This window comes from Solwaraspora sp. WMMB762, from assembly GCF_049179115.1.
In the GTDB taxonomy this organism is placed as follows: Bacteria; Actinomycetota; Actinomycetes; order Mycobacteriales; family Micromonosporaceae; genus Micromonospora_E.
This window is the reverse complement of sequence record NZ_JBMHMD010000001.1, coordinates 5152254-5167684: the sequence shown is the minus strand read 5'-3', so window position 1 is coordinate 5167684 and position 15431 is coordinate 5152254. Positions and strand designations below refer to the sequence as shown.

Genomic DNA, 15431 nt, shown 5'->3' with positions numbered 1-15431 from the left:
TCACCCATCGACGGACACCGAGGAGTGACCGACCCGTCGCCCGAGCACCCGGATCCGGCGTACGGCAGCACGGCGCTACTTCCAGGTGGCACGGCGCTACCGCCGGGTGGCGCGGTGCAGCGCCACGATGCCACCGGTGAGATTGCGCCACTGCGCCGACCGCCACCCCGCCGCCGTGATCCGCCCGGCGAGCGCCGCCTGGTCCGGCCACTGCCGGATGGACTCGGCCAGATAGACGTACGCGTCCGGGTTGCTCGCCACCGCACGGGCCACCGCCGGCAACGACCGCATCAGATAGGACAGGTAGAGCGTCCGGAAGGCGGGACTGGTCGGCTGACTGAACTCGCACACCACCAGCCGTCCGCCGGGCCGGGTCACCCGGGCCAGCTCGGCCAACGCGGCGTCGGTGTCGACCACGTTGCGCAGCGCGAACGAGATCGTCACCGCGTCGAAGGTGGCGTCCCGGAACGGCAACGCCAGGGCGTCCCCGGCGAGCAGTGGCACCTGCGGACGGGCCCGGCGGCCGGCCCGCAGCATGCCGAGCGAGATGTCCGAGCCGACCGCCCACACCCCACCCCGGCCGAGTTCGGCGGTGGAGACCCCGGTGCCGGCGCCGACGTCGAGCACCCGGTCGCCGGGGAGCAGGTCGAGCGCCGCCCGGGTGGCCCGGCGCCACCGTCGGTCCTGGCCGAAGGAGATCACCGTGTTGGTCAGGTCGTACCGGCCGGCCACGCCGTCGAACATCGCGGCGACCTCGGCCGGCTGCTTGTCCAGGCCGGCGCGGACCGGCGGCGGGATGTCAGTCACGCCCGACCACTTTGCCAGGCACCCGTCCCGACCTGCGGCGCGGGGCCGGCGGCGCGGGTGACCGAGGCCACATACACTACGGGCGAGGTGGGTTGAACCACCTCGCCCGTAATGCCGTGCGTTATGTGGACGGCCCCCTCGGACCGCTGGAGTACGGCTCCGGCGACCACCGCCATTAGGGGACGTGACCTGCGACGACCAGGGGGACGGCGTCGCGGCGCGGGCGGCTGCCGGAACGTTGTTGACGAGGACGTTAGCGGCCGACGGGAAGCTTCGCGCCCCTCGTGATCAACACGTTATGGCCCCTTGTCCTAAGGTTCGCGCCACCTCGCCGCATCGACAGCGCTGCCCGCCACGACCGGCCGACCACCGGCCCACCCGCCGGTCGAGAAGGGCTGACTGGTCGGCCTCACCAGCCATCCGATCGGACGAATCCGGGCCGGTCAGTGCAGGTCCGGTCGGTCAATGGGCATCCAACCGGTCAGTGCACGTCCAGTCAGTCAGCGCGCGTCAACCAGCGGCAGATCGCGGCGGGCCCCGCCATTGGGCAACGCGATCGACGAGAAGTGCGACACCACCCGCTCGTCGGTCGGGTCGTCCGCCGGATCACGGTGCACAGCGAGGTGGTGGTACTCGGTGTCCCGCTGGGCGGGGATCCGGCCCGCCGAACGGATCATCCAGATCAGCTCGTGCAGGTTCGACCGGTGCCGGGCACCGGCCGAGGAGATCACGTTCTCCTCCAGCATGATCGAACCGAGATCGTCGACCCCCATGTGCAGCGCCAACTGCCCGACGTCCTTGCCGGTGGTCAGCCAGGACGCCTGCAGATGCGCCACCTGGTCGAAGAAGAGCCGGGAGACCGCGATCATCCGCAGGTACTCCAGGGTCGTCGCCTGGGTGCGGCCCTTGAGATGGTTGTTCTCCGGCTGATAGGTCCAAGGAATGAACGCCCGGAAACCACCGGTCCGGTCCTGGACGTCCCGGATCATCCGCAGATGCTCGATCCGCTCCGCGTTGGTCTCCCCGGTGCCCATCATCATCGTGGCGGTCGACTCGATGCCGTGCCGGTGCGCCAGCTCCATGACCTCCAGCCAGCGCGCCCCGGACTCCTTGAGTGGAGCGATCGCCCGGCGGGGTCGGTCCGGCAGCATCTCGGCGCCGGCGCCGGCGATCGAATCCAGCCCGGCGGCCTTGATCCGGGTGATCGCCTCGTCCAGCGAGACGTCGGACACCTTCGCCATGTGCAGGATCTCGCTCGGCCCGATCGAGTGGATCACCAACCGGGGGTACGCCGCCTTGACCGCGCCGAACAGCTGCTCGTAGTACTCCACCCCGAAATCGGGGTGGTGGCCACCCTGCAGCATCACCTGGGTAGCGCCCAGCTCGACCGCCTCGCCGCAACGACGCAGAATCTCCTCGATCGGGTGGGCCCAGCCCTCGGCGTGCTTGGGCGCCCGGTAGAAAGCGCAGAAACGACACGCGGTGACGCAGACGTTGGTGTAATTGATGTTGCGATCGATCAGATAGGTCACGACGTTGTCCGGGTACCGGCGACGGCGCACCGCGTCCGCGGCCTCGCCGAGGGCGTGGAACGGCGCTTCGGTGTAGATCAGCAGCGCCTCCTCGGCGGAGATCCGCCCACCGTCGGCGCCACGCTGCAGGATGCTGTCGATCTCCCGGCTGGTAGTCACGCATGAAGCGTACTGCCATGTCGAGGGAGGGGCAGAGCGACCGGATGACGCCACTGCGCCGCCACCTGCCTCTGGTGATCCTGCTCGCCGCCGGTCTCGGACTGCGGATCGCCTACCTGGTCGCGTATCAGCCGGCGTTCTGGTTCCACGGCGACAGCGGCGAGTACCTGCTGATGCTGCAGCAGCCACTGGAGCCGCACCCGAACCGGCCGATCGGCTACGTGCTGCTGCTGTCCGCGCTACAGCAGACCCGGACACTCGCCGCCGTCGCGGCCGTCCAGCATCTGCTCAGCCTGCTGCTCGCCGTCGGCCTGTACGCCCTGCTGCTGCGCCGGGGCGTGGTCCGCTGGCTGGCCACCCTGGCCGCCGTACCGCTGATCTTCGACTCCCTGGTCCTCACCATGGGGCACTATCTGCTGCCCGACCTGATGTTCATGGTGCTGTTCGCCACCGCCGTCGGGGCGCTGCTCTGGTCGCCCCGCCCCGGTCCGGTGGCGGCCGTCGTATCCGGCGGGCTGATCGCCGTCGCCTGGGTGACCAAACCCACCGCGCTGCCGGTCGCCCTGCTACTCGCCGGCTACCTGGTGGTACGCCGAGTCGGCTGGCGGCCGGTGCTCGGCTATCTGCTCGCCTTCGGTGTGCCGTACATCATGGTGATGGTCTGGATCGGCGACCGGCAGAGCGTCTACAGCGCGCAGAGCGGCACCGCCCTGTACGGCCGGGCCGCGATGATCGCTGACTGCGACCGCATCGAACTGACCGACGAGGAGCGGATCGCCTGCCCGGACCAGCCGCCGGACCAGCGTTGGGACCGGGCCGACGCGTTCTTCTGGCGGCGGCCGGCCCGACTCGGCGACTGGGTCTACACCCCGGAGGGCGCCCGGGTGCTGACCAGCTTCTCCCGGTCGGTGATCAGCCAGCAGCCCGGCGACTACTTCGCGACGGTCGGCCGGGAGAGCGCCGCACACTTCGTCCCCGGCCTGTACCTAGGGCCGATGAACGAGTGCCTGCGGCAGCGCTTGGTGCCGCCGGTCCGGTTCCGCTCCGCCGACGTGCGGGTCGAGCAGAACTGTCCGCCGGCCCAGGCGTCCAGCGGGTTTCAGGCGGCGGTCGCCGAGCCGGTCGTCGCGGACCCGGCCACCCCGCTGACCCGGACGCTGCACCAGTACGGCCGCTGGACCCGGGGCATCCCGGTGGTGATGTCGTTGGCGGTGCTGCTGACCGTCGCGGCGCTGGCCGCCGGGCGGCGGGTCGCCGGCTGGATCCGGCTCGACACCGTACTGCTGGTGGTCGCCGGCCCCGGGTTGGCCGTGTTCACCGTGGCGATCGGCATGTACGAGCCCCGGTACGCGCTGCCGGCCCTGCCGCTGGCGGCGGCGGCCGCGACCCTGGCCGTCCAGGGGCTGATCCACCGCGACGCGCCCACCCGGCCGGAGACGGTCGGACCGCAGGGGACAGTCGGATCTGCGACGCGAGACACCGACGGGGCGGCGGGCCGACCAGCCGGCCGGGCAGACTCTGGCGATGCCCCGCGCCCGGCGGATCCCGCGTGAGCTGAGTATCGGCCCGTTCTCCGGCACCCGCGCAGTGGCCGCCGGACTACTCACCCGGCGGATGCTCGCCGGCCGGACGTGGCGCCGTGTGCTACCCGACGTGTACGTGCACGCAGCCGTCTTCGACGCCGACGACCACCGAATGTGGTGCGAGGCGGTGGCGCTGAAACTGCCGCCCGGCGGGGCGGTCCGAGGGCTGAGCGCCGCGTATCTGTGGGGTGTCGACCTGCTGCCCCGCGACAGCCCGGTGCACGTCGATCTGCCACCGACGGCGCGGCTGTGGCGCCACCCCCGTGTCGCGGTCACCCATCACGCGCTCGAGCCGGCCGACATCACCACCCTGTTCGGCGGGATACCGCTGACCATTGAGGTGCGTACCGGCTTCGACCTGGGGCGCATGCTGCCCCGCGCCGACGCGCTCGCCGCACTCGACGCGCTGCTGCGTCATCGGTCGTTCCGCCGCGAGGCACTCGTCCGCTACCTCGACGCCCACCCGGGCCGACGCGGCACGGCACAGTTGCGGGAACTCGTCGCCTTGGCCGAGCCGCTGAGCGAGTCGCCGATGGAGTCCCGGCTGCGGCTGTTGCTGCATGATGCCGGCCTGCCCCGTCCGGTCCCGCAACACGAGGTACGGACACTGCCGCACGCCTCAGCGGCCTCGGCGACATTAGCGGCTTCGGCGACCTCGGCGACCCTAGGCGCGCCGCCGTCGGCGGGACGGCACGGGACACGCGGACGTTTCCTGGCCCGCGTCGATCTCGCCTACCCGCGCTGGCGGATCGCCATCGAGTACGAGGGCGACCACCACCGGGAGCGTACGACGTTCCGCCGGGATGTGGCCCGCTACAACGCGCTGCGGGCGGCCGGCTGGCTGGTGCTGCGGTTCACCGCCGACGACGTACTCCGGCAAAGTGGACAAGTCGTGCGGGATGTTCGGCAGGCGATCGCCGAGCGGGCCACGAGTTGAAGGCCAGGCACCTTTCGTCAGCACTTTGAGGTATCTGACCTTCAACTCGAACGGTAGGCAGGGGCAGCACGACAGGACAGGCAGCACGAAAGAAAGGGGCAGCGAGGTGCGACGGGTGTCGGTGATGGGGGCGCCGGGGTCGGGCAAGTCGACCCTGGCCGCCGAGTTGGCCGTACGGCTCGGCGTGCCGCACGTCGAGTTGGACGCCCTGTTCCACCAGCAGGACTGGCAGCCGACGCCGGAACCGGAGTTCCGGGAACGGGTGACGGCGGTTGTCTCCGGCGACGGCTGGGTGGCGGACGGCAACTACTCGACGGTGCGCGACCCGATCTGGCGGCGAGCCGACACGGTGATCTGGTTCGACCTGCCGCGCCGGCAGGTGATGCAGCAGATCGTCCGACGCACGGTACGCCGCGCGGCGCGCCGGGTGGAACTGTGGAACGGCAACCGGGAACGCTGGTCAAACGTGTTCAGCCTTGATCCGGAGGAATCGATCATCGTCTGGGCCTGGCAACAGCACGCCCGTTACCGCAGCCGGCTGCAGGAGGCTTCGGTCGACCCCCGATGGAGCCGGTTGCGGTTCATCCGACTCACCTCCCACGCGCAGGCCCGCCAACTGCTCGACCAGCTCGATCGACGATCATCCCCGTGACGCCCCGACAGCCGTCGTGGCCAGCGACGTCAGGCGTCGTAGTCGGCGGTGAGCGTCGGCGTGGTTGGCGTGGACTGGCAGGTCAGCACATAACCGGCGGCCACCTCGTCCGGCTCCAGGGCGTAGTTGCGGGCCATCGTCACCGCGCCGTCGACGATCTTCGCCCGGCAGGTGGAGCAGACCCCGCCCTTGCAGGCGTACGGCAGCTCGGACCGGACCCGCAGGGCCGCGTCGAGCACCCGCTCCCCCGGCCGCGTCCGCACCGTCGACGCCCGCCCGTCGAGCAGTACGGTCACCTCGGTGCCGGCCGTCTCCGCGCCGGCGCCCCCGGCCGGTGCGGTGTCCCCGGCCGATGCGGCGTCCCCGGCGTGGAAGAGTTCGCTGTGTACGGCACCATCCGGCACGCCCCGCTCGGCGAGCACCTGCCGGGCCGCCATGACCAGCCCATATGGTCCGCAGAGAAACCATTCGTCTACTTGATCGCCCGGCACCACGGTGTCGAGCAGCCGGTCGAACCGGGCGGCGTCGATCCGCCCGGTGAGCAGCTCCGCGTCCTGCGTCTCCCGGGTCAGCACGTGCACCACCTGCAGCCGGTCCGGGTACCGGTCCTTCAGGTCGGCGATCTCGTCGGCGAACATCACGGTGTGCGCGGACCGGTTGCCGAAGATCAGACTGAACCGACTGTCCGGCTCGGTGGCCAGCCCGGTGGCGAGCAGGGACAGCACCGGGGTGATGCCGGAGCCGGCGGCCAGCGCGCCGTAGTACCGGCTGCGGCCCGGTTTGAACCCGGTGGTGAAATGCCCGAGCGGCGGCATCACCTCCACGGTGGCCCCGGCGGCGAGTTGGCGCACCGCGTACCCGGAGAAGGCGCCACCGGCGACGTGCCGCACGCCGATCCGCAGCCGGCCGTGGTCGGCAAGCTCCGCCGGGGTCGAGCAGATGGAGTACGAACGGCGGATCTCCGGGCCACCGGCCGGCTCGACCAGCCGTACGGTCAGATGCTGTCCGGCCCGGAACCGGTACGCGTCACGCAGCTCGGGCGGTACGGCGAAGGTAACCGCCACAGCGTCGGCGGTGAGCTGATCGACGCTGGCGACCGCCAGCGGGTGGAACACCGGACGCCGTCGCGCCGGTCGGCTGATCGTCACCGCCATCAGAACGCCTTCATCTGCTCGAACGGCTCGGTGCAGTCCTGACACCGCCACAGCGCCTTGCAGGCCGTGGCACCAAATCGGCTCAGCTGCTCGGTGCGCGGTGAGCCGCAGGCCGGGCAGCGTACGGCCAACGGGACCGGCACTGGACCGGTGGCGGCCGGCGCAGGTGGGACGATCCCGACGGCGGCGAGCTTGTGCCGGCCCGCCTCGGTGATCCAGTCGGTGCTCCACGCGGGCGCCAGTTCGGTGACGACCGCGACGTCGGTGAAGCCGGACCGGTGCAGCGCCGCCCGGATCTCGGCCCGGATCAGCTCCATCGCCGGGCACCCGCTGTAGGTGGGAGTGATCGTCACCCGGACCGCGCCGGTGGCCTCGGTGACCTCGACGGCGCGGAGGATGCCGAGCTCGGCGATGGTGAGTACGCGGATCTCCGGGTCGACGACGGCTTCGACCGCCGCCCGGGCTGCCGACCCGGCCCCGCCAGCGGCCGAGCTGTCGACGCCGGTAGCCGAGCTGGCCCCGCCGGCGGTTGCGGGGCTTCCGGTCACCATCGCGCACCCGGGTGGGCCCGGTGCACCACCTGCATCTCGGCCAGCAGGTACGACAGGTGTTCGGTGTGCCGGCCCAGCCGACCGCCGCCGGGCCGCCAGCCGCCACCAGGCGCGGCCAGGGTCGCTTCGGCAAGGATGGGACCGACCGTGGCGAGCCAGTCGGACCGCAGGTCGGCCAGGCCGCTGCCGGGCACCGGGGCGACCAGCTCATAGGTGTACGGCCAGAGTTCGTCGACCGCGTGCTGCATGCGGCGGTGCGACTCCTCGGTGCCGTCGCCGAGCCGCAGGGTCCACAGCCGCGCGTGGTCGAGGTGGTAGGCGGACTCCTTGGCCGCCTTGCCGGCGATCGCGGCGAGCCGCTGGTCGGTGCCGGCGCTCAGCACGGCGTAGAGCCGGACCTGGTACGCGGCGAGGAACAGCAGCTTGCCGATGGTCACCGCGTAGTCGTCGTCCGGCAGCTCCACCAGCAGGCAGTTGCGAAACTCCTGGTCGGAGCGGAGAAACGCCAGGGTGTCCTCGGTGACCGGCTGGTCGGCCGGCGCGGCCGGCACCGCATCGGGGGTGAGCTGCTCGGCGGCGTACGACAGCAGCAGCCGGGCCACGCCGAGCTGGTCGAGCGCGATGTTGGTGAGCGCGACATCCTCCTCCAGCTCGGGGGCGCGGGCGCACCAGGCGGCCAGCCGCTGAGCGGTGATCAACGCATCGTCGGCCCAGCAGAGCAGCTGGTCGGGGGGTGTCGTGGTCACAGGTGCCGCGCTCCGTCCGGCACCTGGTAGAAGGTCGGGTGCCGGTAGACCTTGTCGGCCGCCGGGTCGAAGAAGGCGTCCTTCTCGTCGGGGCTGGACGCGGTGATCGACTCCGCCGGTACCACCCAGATCGAGACGCCTTCCTGCCGGCGGGTGTACAGGTCGCGGGCGTGCCGCAGGGCGAGCGTCGCGTCCGGCGCGTGCAGGCTGCCGACGTGGGTGTGGGCAAGCCCGCGCCGGGACCGGATGAAGACCTCCCACAGCGGGGTGGGCGGGGTCCGGGCCGGTTCGCCGCTCATCCGGCACCCACTCCGACCGGCGGAGCGCCCACTCCGGCCGCCGCGACGCCGGCTCCGGCCGCCGCGACGCCGGCTTTCCGCCGGCCGGCCTGCTTCTCCGCGTACGCCCGGGCCGCCTCGCGGACCCAGCCGCCGGCGGCGTGCGCGGCCCGCCGGTGGGCGAGCCGCTGCCGGTTGCACGGCCCGTCGCCGCGGATCACCCGGAGCAGTTCGTCGTAGTCCGGCGGGGTGAAGTCGTACGCCTGACGCTGCTCGTTCCACCGTAGTTCGGGATCGGGCAGGGTGAGCCCGAGCGGGCCGACCTGCTGGACGCACATGTCCACGAAGCGTTGGCGCAGCTCGTCGTTGGAGAACCGCTTGATCTTCCAGCGCATCGACTGGCCCGAATGGGTCGAGTCGGCGTCCGGCGGCCCGAACATCGCCAGCGACGGGTACCACCAGCGGTCCACCGCGTCCTGGGCCATCTGATGCTGAGCCGGGGTGCCGTGCGCGAGGGTGTGCAGGATCTCGTAGCCCTGCCGCTGGTGGAACGACTCCTCCTTGCAGATGCGGATCATGGCGCGGGCGTACGGGCCGTATGAACATCGGCACAGCGGGACCTGGTTGATGATCGCCGCGCCGTCCACCAGCCAACCGATCGCGCCGACGTCTGCCCAGGTCAGCGTGGGGTAGTTGAAGATGGAGCTGTATTTCTGCCGGCCGGCGAGCAGCAGGTCGACCAACTCTTCCCGACTGATGCCGAGGGTCTCCGCCGCGGCGTACAGGTACAGCCCGTGGCCGACCTCGTCCTGGACCTTTGCCAGCAGGATCGCCTTGCGGTGCAGGCTGGGCGCCCGGGTCAGCCAGTTGCCCTCAGGCTGCATGCCGATGATCTCGGAGTGCGCGTGTTGCGCGATCTGCCGGATCAGTGTGCGCCGGTAGCCGTCCGGCATCCAGTCGCGCGGCTCGATCTTCTGGTCGGCGTCGATCATCTCGATGAAGTCCCGGTCGGGATCGCCCGGTTTGTCGGGACAGGTCGGATCGTCGGCGGCCCGTGGACCGGGGATCCGGCCGCGCAGCGCCGCGTCGCGCAGGGCAGCTTCGGCGGCCTCGACCTCGTCGAGAATCCCACTGCTGGCGCCACTCACCGTCTGGGCGTCGTCACCGTCCACCGACATAGTGTTACAAGAAACCCCAGTCGCAGCCAAGCCCTGTAACAGCACTCGAAAAATCTTCATCGCCAGAGATTGGGCCGGCACAACGAGTGACCGGATGTGCCCCCGCAAACATGACTTTTATCCACTTATTATCCTGAAAATACTCAGCTAACCGGACGAATCAGGTGTATTCGTCACTCATCCCCTGAGATCTCCGGCGCGCGAGGGCTGGCACTCCGAGATTCGCCCCGTAAACTGCCCAATGGCGCGGCGGCGTCGAGGCGCGCACCGGCCCACCTGACCCACATTTGTCGGAAAAACCCGCACCTCCAGAAACACCCGGTACGAGGACCTTCCCTCACCGACGTAACCCGCCAGAGCACCGACGAGCTGAAATCACCGATTCACTCCCCGGAGCCGCCTTCCATGAGTTCACGCGTGACACTCACTGTCGTGCTGGCAGCCCTGGTGGTCGGTGCCGTTCTGGTGGTCCCCACCGCCTCGGCCCGGTTCGTCGGCGGGCCCGGGCCGGACGCCAACCGGTCCGCCGTCGAGCTGACCGATCCGGCCCTCGCCATGGCCGAGTCCCCCGAGCCGCCGGCCGTTCCGACGTTGCGGGCCGTACCGGTCTCGGTCCCGGTCGACGGTTTCATGACCTGGGCGCTGCTGGACCGCGACAGCGGCGAGATCGGCGGCTCGGCCAACATGACCGAGACCAGCTCCACCGAATCGATGATCAAGATCTGGATCGTCGCTGACTACCTGCGGAGACTCGACGACGCCGAGCCCAAGCCCGAGGTTCTGCAGCAGGCCAGCCTGGCCATCCGCGACAGCGACGACCGGGCCACCGACCGGCTGTACTACGAGGCCGGTGGCGACGAGGTCCTCGCCCGGATGATCAAGATGTGCGGCCTGCAGCAGACCCGGATGGTCGTACCGCCGAAGGAGGACCACGTCTGGTGGAGCTACACCCAGATGTCCGCCCGCGACGCCGTGCTCATGGGCGAGTGCGTCAAGAACGGCACCGCCGCCGGCCCTTTTTGGACCGACTGGGTGCTCGACGAGATGTCCCAGGTACGGGGCGGAACCGCCGCGTCCGAGCAGGAGACCGCCTCCGGCGGGGGCCGCTGGGGCATCATCGACGGCCTGCCGGAGAGCCTGCTGCGGGAGTCGCCGGTCGGCATCAAGAACGGTTGGACGCTGATCTGGGCGGACGGCCTGTGGCATCTCAACTGCCTGGCCGTACACGACGACTGGGTGCTGGCGGTGATGACCCGGTACCCGGGCCGCTACGGCCTCGAGTACGGGTCGGGCATCTGCCGCGAGGTAACCCGGCAACTCGTCACCCCACACGTCGGCGCCGCCATCCAGCTGCCCGCCGAGCTGCCGCCCCCGGCGACACCGGCCGGGTGACATGCCACCCACCTCCTGGATTCCGTCGACCCGCCGGCTGCGCCGGTTGTTCACCAGCCGACCTGGTCGGCTGGTGACCGGGCAAGTTGGCGGCGTGGCCCGCCACTCCCGGGCCGGGTGGCGTACCCCGCTGATCGTGATCGGTGTCGTCGCTCTGGGCGTCGCCGGTATCGCCGGGTTGCGGCTGGTTCCCGACGCGCCGTTGGCCGCCGCCGACGACGAGCCGAGCGACCAGCAGTCCCGCTGGCGTCAGCCGGCGTCAACCTTGACGGTCGGCCCGAGCGAGAGCCCGACTCCGGAGCCCGACCCGACGCTGTCACCGCTGGCCATCGCGCCGACCACGGTACGGCTGGACGGCATCGACGGCTGGTGGTCGTGGGCGATGCTCGACCAGCGGACCGGAGAGATCCACGGATCGGCCAACCTGGCCGAGACCAGTACCACGGCGTCGCTGATCAAGGCGTGGATCGCGGCCGACTACCTGCGTACCTCGGCCGAGGCGGGCCGGTCGCCGAGCGACTTCCGGATGCGGCAGCTCGAAATCATGATCAGGGACAGTGACAACCAGGTCGCTGAGGAGCTGTGGCAGGAGATCGGCCGAACCGCCGCGACCGAGCGGATGATCCGGATCTGCGGGCTCACCGACAGCCGCAGCTCGACCGAGAACCGGTGGAGCACCACCCGGCTCTCCCCCCGCGACGTGGCCCGGATCGGGGCGTGCATCGTCGACGGCCGGGCGGCCGGCGCCGAGTGGACCGACTGGCTGCTGACCGAGATGCGCAGCGTACGCAGTCCAGGCGATTTCGGGGTGATCGAGGCGTTCCCGACAGACGACGCCGACGGGATCGCCATCAAGAACGGCTGGGTGATCCGCGACGATGAGCAGGAGTGGCACGTCAACTGCCTGGCGATCGGCGACGGGTGGACCATTGGGGTGATGACCCGGTTCCCGGCCGACCGGCCGTTCACGTACGGCGGGCAGATCTGCCGCGCGGTGACCGAGCAGCTGCGGGCAGCGATGACCGCCTCGGTCGGGCACTGAACCGTCGGGGCCCGGTCAGGGCAGAGAGCAAGCGGTCAGGGCAGGAAGAACTCTGGACCGGCCGGCGGCAACGCCGGGGCGGCACCCGACCGGGCCGCCCGCCGGGCGAACTCCCGCAGCCCGGCCACCTGCCGGTCGCCGAGCGAAAAGTCCAACGCCCGGAAGTACGACGCCAGGGTCGGCGCGTCGAACGGCTCCCACCGAGCGGCGGACCGCGCCACCTCGTCGAGCTCGGCGAGGCACAGGTCACGCGACCGCAGGAACGCCTGGTGGACCTCCTTGACCTGGCCTGGGTGGGCAGCGGCGAAGTCACGGCGGACCGCCCAGACGGCGAAGACCATCGGCAGCCCGGTCCAGTCCCGCCACGCCTGCCCCAGATCGGTGACGGCCAGACCGCGCTCCGGCGCCTCGTGGTGGGCCCGCAACGCGACGTCGCCGATCAGCACGGCGGCGTCGGCCTCCAGCAGCATCTGGGTGACGTCCGGCGGGCAGGTGAAGTAGTCCGGTTCGACGCCGTACCGCTCGGCCAGCAGCATCCGGGCCAGCAGCACACCGGTCCGTGAGGTGGAGCCCAGCGCCACCGGGCGGCCGGACAATTCGCCCAGTGGCCGGGTGGCGACGACGTTCACCGACAGCACCGGCCCGTCGCTACCTACCGCGATGTCCGGCAGTAGCAGGAACTGGTCGGCGTGCCGCAGGTACTCGACCAACGAGATCGGGCCGATGTCCAGGTCCCCGGCTACCAGGGCGGCACCGAGCCGTTCCGGGGAGTCCTTGTGCAGGTCGACGTCGAGCAGCGCGCCGGAGCGCATCAGCCCCCAGTAGATGGGCAGGCAGTTCAGGAACTGGATGTGCCCGACCCGTGGTCGGCGCAGCCCGCCGCCCTCGCCCCCGTCACCGTGACTCATGATCTCCACGGTAGCCGTCGGGCGGTCGCCACGCCCGGCGGCGGCCCGGCCTGTGGCGCACCCCGCACCCCCGGACACCCCGTCGAGCAGATCGGCCGGCAACCCCGTCGCGCCGACGTAGCGGGGAAATCTGGTTGACCCGCGACGGGCCAGGGGTAAAGTCGATGGCCGCTTGACGGCCGCGGTGAGTCGCACCGCAGCGGACGTCCCCCGCGCCGGGCACCGGCCGACCCGGTTCCGGACACGCGAGCGAGCACGCCGGCGATCCAGCCAGGAGTCAGCATGCCCGCACCCGACCTCGACCGCCCCGCACCCGACCCCCGCCCCACACCCGACCCCCGCCCCACACCCGACCGCCCCGCACCCGATTTGGACGGCGAACTCGCCTCCGAACGCGCCCATCTGACCGCGTCCCGCGCCGCCCTCGCCCGGATGCGCAACCGGGCCGAAGCCCTGTTCAGCACCGGCGACCGGGTCGCCGGGGACGCGTACACCGCCGAGACCCTGGGCCGGCACCTGGCCCGCCGGGTCGCCGAGCTGGCCGACAACCCGGACACGCCGCTGTTCTTCGGCCGGCTCGACGTCGAAGACGATCCCGATCCCGATCCCGATCTCGATCTCGATCTCGATCTCGACGAGATTGACGACGACCTCGTGCCAGGTCATGAGCCCGATCCGGGCGGGCCGCGGAGCGGCCGGCACCAAATCAGCCGGCACCACATCGGCCGCCGGCATGTCGCCGACGACACTGGCGAGCCACTGGTCCTCGACTGGCGGGCGCCGATCAGCCGGGCCTTCTACCAGGCCAGCGCCCGCGACCCGCAGCGGGTACGGGTCCGCCGCCGGTTCGGCTACGCCGGCGGCGAACTCACCAGCTTCGAGGACGAACACCTCGACCGGGGCGAGGAGCTCGGCACCGCCTCACGCATCCTGACCACGGAGATCGAGCGCCCCCGGGTCGGCCCGATGCGGGACATCGTCGCCACCATCCAGCCCGAACAGGACGAGCTCGTCCGGGCCGAGCTGGCCGAGTCGATCTGCGTGCAGGGCGCGCCCGGCACCGGCAAGACCGCGGTCGGCCTGCACCGGGCCGCCTACCTGCTGTACGCGCACCGGGAACGGCTACGCAAGGCCGGAGTGCTGATCGTCGGGCCGAACCGGGTGTTCCTGTCCTACATCGCCAACGTGCTGCCCGCCCTCGGTGAGGTCGAGGTGGCCCAGTGCACGGTCACCGACCTGATCGACTCGGTGCCGGTACGGGCCGAGGACACCCCGGCCGCCGCCGCGATCAAACACGACCCCAGGATGGCGCAGGTGCTGCGCCGCGCCGTCGAGACGTACCTCGGCGAACCGGACGAGTCGATCGTGGTGCCGGACGGCTCCTACCGCTGGCGGATCGGCGTCGAGGCGTTGCACCGCATCGTGCGGACGGTCCGTGAGGAGGATCCGCCGTACCGGATCGGTCGGGAACGGGTGCAGGCCCGGATCGTCGCGCTGCTGCAACGCCAAGCCGAGACCCGGCGCGCCGAATCACCGAGCGACGCCTGGCTGCGGCGGATGGCCCGGGTGGCCCCGGTGCGCGCCCGGCTGGACCGGGTCTGGCCGGCGCTCACCCCGACCGGGGTGGTGTCCACGCTGCTCACCGATGCGCAGCGGCTGGCGGCGGCCGCCACCGGTCTGCTCGACGAGGCCGAACAGGCGGCGCTGCTGCGGCCGCCGGCCAGGTCGGTCCGCACCACCAGATGGACCGAGGCCGACCTGGTGCTGATCGACGAGGTCGCCGGGCTGCTCGACCGGCCGACCGGGTACGGGCACGTGGTGATCGACGAGGCGCAGGACCTGTCGCCGATGCAGTGCCGGGCGATCGCCCGGCGCAGCGAACACGGCTCGGTCACCCTGCTCGGCGACCTGGCGCAGGGCACCGCCCCGTGGGCGGCCACCGACTGGCAGCGCACGCTGACCCACCTCGGTCGGCCCGACGCCCCGGTGGTGCCGCTGACGGTCGGCTTCCGGGTGCCGGCGGTGGTGGTCGAGCTGGCCAACCGGCTGCTGCCGGCGCTCGCAGTGGACGTACCACCGGCGGTGTCGCTGCGTCGCGACGGGTCGCTGTCGCTGCGTACGGTCGACGATCTGACCGGTGCCACGGTGGCCGAGGTACGCGCGGCGCTGACGCACGACGGCTCGGTCGGGGTGATCGCCGCCGAGTCCGCGGTGACCGGCCTGCACGAGGCGCTGACCGCCGCCGGTGTCGAGGTCACCGGAGCCGCCGGCGACCCCGGGATCCGGGTGTCGGTGGTCGCCGCGACCGAGGTGAAAGGGCTGGAGTACGACCACGTGGTGGTGGTCGAGCCGGCCGGTATCGTCGCGGCCGAGCCGCGTGGGCTGCACCGGCTGTACGTGGTGCTGACCCGGGCGGTGTCCCGGTTGACGGTGCTGCACGCCGAACCGTTGCCACCCGCGCTTACCGACCACGCCCGGACCGACCACCGGCACTGACAGAACCGACCGGCGG

Annotated in this window: 14 protein-coding genes; 6 read left to right on the top strand and 8 right to left on the bottom strand. The window is 71.4% G+C overall.

What is annotated here, in order from left to right:
• Positions 1 to 96: 96 nt before the first annotated feature.
• A complete protein-coding gene (locus tag ACN27J_RS23090; RefSeq protein WP_421372394.1) occupies positions 97 to 798 on the bottom strand; it encodes a demethylmenaquinone methyltransferase in 702 nt (233 codons plus the stop codon).
• 509 nt (positions 799 to 1307) lie between these two features.
• A complete protein-coding gene (mqnC, locus tag ACN27J_RS23085) occupies positions 1308 to 2498 on the bottom strand; it encodes a cyclic dehypoxanthinyl futalosine synthase (RefSeq protein WP_421369454.1) in 1191 nt (396 codons plus the stop codon).
• Between the two features lie 2 nt (positions 2499 to 2500).
• On the opposite strand from mqnC, the gene ACN27J_RS23080 reads away from it, so the two are divergent.
• From ACN27J_RS23080 to ACN27J_RS23070, 3 genes are all read left to right on the top strand, one after another.
• Positions 2501 to 4051, top strand: coding sequence for an ArnT family glycosyltransferase (locus ACN27J_RS23080; RefSeq protein WP_421369452.1), 1551 nt, complete (start codon positions 2501 to 2503; stop codon positions 4049 to 4051).
• A complete protein-coding gene (locus ACN27J_RS23075; RefSeq protein ID WP_421369450.1) occupies positions 4023 to 5018 on the top strand; it encodes an endonuclease domain-containing protein in 996 nt (331 codons plus the stop codon). Before ACN27J_RS23080 ends, ACN27J_RS23075 begins: the two co-directional genes overlap by 29 nt.
• A gap of 124 nt (positions 5019 to 5142) precedes the next feature.
• The gene (locus ACN27J_RS23070) at positions 5143 to 5670 is read left to right on the top strand and encodes an adenylate kinase (RefSeq protein WP_421372392.1); all 528 of its coding nucleotides are present in this window, start codon (positions 5143 to 5145) and stop codon (positions 5668 to 5670) included.
• Positions 5671 to 5699: 29 nt separating this feature from the next.
• Here ACN27J_RS23070 and paaE read toward each other — a convergent pair whose 3' ends face one another.
• From paaE to paaA, 5 genes are read right to left on the bottom strand one after another with little or no spacing between them, the layout of a single operon-like run.
• Positions 5700 to 6824, bottom strand: a complete 1125-nt coding sequence (paaE, locus tag ACN27J_RS23065; RefSeq protein ID WP_421369448.1) for a 1,2-phenylacetyl-CoA epoxidase subunit PaaE — start codon at positions 6822 to 6824, stop codon at positions 5700 to 5702.
• Entirely contained in the window at positions 6824 to 7372 is a 549-nt protein-coding gene (paaD, locus tag ACN27J_RS23060) for a 1,2-phenylacetyl-CoA epoxidase subunit PaaD (RefSeq protein ID WP_421369446.1), read from the bottom strand. The genes paaE and paaD overlap by 1 nt, the downstream gene beginning before the upstream one ends.
• Positions 7369 to 8121 carry a 1,2-phenylacetyl-CoA epoxidase subunit PaaC gene (gene paaC / locus ACN27J_RS23055; protein ID WP_421369444.1) on the bottom strand — a complete coding sequence of 251 codons (753 nt, stop codon included), beginning with the start codon at positions 8119 to 8121 and terminating at the stop codon, positions 7369 to 7371. The genes paaD and paaC overlap by 4 nt, the downstream gene beginning before the upstream one ends.
• Positions 8118 to 8420: a 1,2-phenylacetyl-CoA epoxidase subunit PaaB gene (gene paaB / locus ACN27J_RS23050; RefSeq protein ID WP_416556513.1), complete on the bottom strand. Its 303-nt coding sequence runs from the start codon at positions 8418 to 8420 to the stop codon at positions 8118 to 8120. The genes paaC and paaB overlap by 4 nt, the downstream gene beginning before the upstream one ends.
• Positions 8417 to 9577 carry a 1,2-phenylacetyl-CoA epoxidase subunit PaaA gene (gene paaA, locus ACN27J_RS23045; RefSeq protein WP_421369442.1) on the bottom strand — a complete coding sequence of 387 codons (1161 nt, stop codon included), beginning with the start codon at positions 9575 to 9577 and terminating at the stop codon, positions 8417 to 8419. Before paaA ends, paaB begins: the two co-directional genes overlap by 4 nt.
• 405 nt (positions 9578 to 9982) lie before the next feature.
• On the opposite strand from paaA, the gene ACN27J_RS23040 reads away from it, so the two are divergent.
• On the top strand, positions 9983 to 10969 hold the full coding sequence (locus tag ACN27J_RS23040) for a serine hydrolase (RefSeq protein ID WP_421369440.1): 987 nt from the start codon (positions 9983 to 9985) through the stop codon (positions 10967 to 10969).
• Positions 10970 to 11063: 94 nt separating this feature from the next.
• Positions 11064 to 12011: a hypothetical protein gene (locus ACN27J_RS23035; protein WP_421372390.1), complete on the top strand. Its 948-nt coding sequence runs from the start codon at positions 11064 to 11066 to the stop codon at positions 12009 to 12011.
• 35 nt (positions 12012 to 12046) lie between these two features.
• Here the strand turns inward: ACN27J_RS23035 and ACN27J_RS23030 are convergent, their stop codons facing one another.
• Positions 12047 to 12919 carry a menaquinone biosynthetic enzyme MqnA/MqnD family protein gene (locus ACN27J_RS23030; RefSeq protein ID WP_421369438.1) on the bottom strand — a complete coding sequence of 291 codons (873 nt, stop codon included), beginning with the start codon at positions 12917 to 12919 and terminating at the stop codon, positions 12047 to 12049.
• Between the two features lie 282 nt (positions 12920 to 13201).
• On the opposite strand from ACN27J_RS23030, the gene ACN27J_RS23025 reads away from it, so the two are divergent.
• Positions 13202 to 15415: a HelD family protein gene (locus ACN27J_RS23025; protein ID WP_421369436.1), complete on the top strand. Its 2214-nt coding sequence runs from the start codon at positions 13202 to 13204 to the stop codon at positions 15413 to 15415.
• Positions 15416 to 15431: the final 16 nt, after the last annotated feature.

Bases quoted from the DNA above. Each gene is read 5' to 3' on its own strand.
- ACN27J_RS23080 (WP_421369452.1), top strand. From the start codon at position 2,501: ATGAAGCGTACTGCCATGTCGAGGGAGGGGCAGAGCGACCGGATGACG.
- ACN27J_RS23075 (WP_421369450.1), top strand. From the start codon at position 4,023: ATGCCCCGCGCCCGGCGGATCCCGCGTGAGCTGAGTATCGGCCCGTTC.
- ACN27J_RS23070 (WP_421372392.1), top strand. From the start codon at position 5,143: ATGGGGGCGCCGGGGTCGGGCAAGTCGACCCTGGCCGCCGAGTTGGCC.
- paaE (WP_421369448.1), bottom strand. From the start codon at position 6,824: ATGGCGGTGACGATCAGCCGACCGGCGCGACGGCGTCCGGTGTTCCAC.
- paaB (WP_416556513.1), bottom strand. From the start codon at position 8,420: ATGAGCGGCGAACCGGCCCGGACCCCGCCCACCCCGCTGTGGGAGGTC.
- paaA (WP_421369442.1), bottom strand. From the start codon at position 9,577: ATGTCGGTGGACGGTGACGACGCCCAGACGGTGAGTGGCGCCAGCAGT.
- ACN27J_RS23040 (WP_421369440.1), top strand. From the start codon at position 9,983: ATGAGTTCACGCGTGACACTCACTGTCGTGCTGGCAGCCCTGGTGGTC.
- ACN27J_RS23030 (WP_421369438.1), bottom strand. From the start codon at position 12,919: ATGAGTCACGGTGACGGGGGCGAGGGCGGCGGGCTGCGCCGACCACGG.
- ACN27J_RS23025 (WP_421369436.1), top strand. From the start codon at position 13,202: ATGCCCGCACCCGACCTCGACCGCCCCGCACCCGACCCCCGCCCCACA.